We start from the raw sequence: 1,212 nt of genomic DNA, 5'->3' as shown, positions 1-1,212 counted from the left end.
GATAATCCCATGGACCGTCCGCAAATGGGAGATATACCTCACGCGGCCATAAGTGACTCATCTTCAAAGGTCTGGAAATTCAGTGTAAGGAGCGTTTCCATCTTGTCTTTGTGAATGGTGGCCAGTTGGCTGAGACATCGGTCAATGGCCTCGGTGAAGTCGGCAAAGGTCGCCAGCCATTTGCTGGCCAAGCATTCTTTCTTCACGAATTTCCAGAGGCGCTCGATGAGGTTGAGGTTGGGTGAATAGCTGGGCAAGAATAGTAATTCGATCCGGAGGGAGCGGGCCAGACTCCGCACCAATTCGCAGTGCTGATAACGAGCGTTGTCTAGAACCAAGGTGATGGGTCGTGCTAAGCCGGCGGCGGCGATCTGGTGGAGTAAAGCGCACACGGTCTCGGCATTGATGTACTCAAAGTTGGTCACCCGGAAGACTTCATGAGTGACCGCGTTCAAAGCAGCCAGGACATTATAGCGCTGGCGGCCGGAAGGCCCTGGTACAAACAACCGCACCAAGCACCATAAATAGCCCAGAAATGGACCGTACACGAAATGGGCGGCATCGACAAACAAGACCGTTCGCTGGCCGCGCCGGGCTTGGTTGAGCCGTGGCTGAAGCTGGTTGGCCAGGAACTCCTCCTGCTGTTGGACGTCGGCTTTGGCCGGAATAGTACCTACCTTGCGGTAGCGCAGGTCGAGACTTTTTTTAAGAACTGGCGCACTTGGGTCAGGCCCCGCTTGACGCCGGTCAATTGTTCGATGACCGCCTGAGCCTGAGCCGTGGAAGCGGGAGGATAAGCCAGAAAATAATCTTCCAAGGTGTCCTTGTGTCGCAGCAGTTCGCTTTCGGGGCGGCGAAAAGAAAGCTTGCGAACCTGGTCCAGGCCACCCGCCAGATAATCGTCCAGGATGCGCTGAACCGTGCGCCGGGACACCCCGGCGAGATCGCCGATGTCCGCGTGCGTGCAACCCTGACTCTTGAGCCACAGAACTTCCATCTTCTGCTGGACCCGCGGATGGGGATGACGGTAGCGCTCCTGATGGATGGTGTCCACATCCGCTTCGCTGAAAGAAAACGTGCGCATGACTTCCGTGTCTCCAGGTATAATCGAACAACAGCTGCCCATCAGCTGCCTGGAGTTTATAAACTTTCAGAGCCATCGGCAATTGTGCCATCGTCAACCGTTTGCAGTATATCGGCATAGTTTAGCAT

1 pseudogene is annotated in these 1,212 nt (G+C 55.4%); it reads right to left on the bottom strand.

From position 1 onward, the window contains the following. Window positions 1–38: 38 nt before the first annotated feature. Window positions 39–1,084: pseudogene (locus tag ACREXZ_RS30855) on the bottom strand (IS630 family transposase). Window positions 1,085–1,212 lie beyond the last annotated feature (128 nt).

It is taken from the genome of Paraburkholderia sp., assembly GCF_050742655.1.
Classification (GTDB): Bacteria; Pseudomonadota; Gammaproteobacteria; order Burkholderiales; family Burkholderiaceae; genus Paraburkholderia.
Note: the sequence above shows the minus strand (reverse complement) of the source record. Positions and strands in the feature narration are given on the sequence as shown.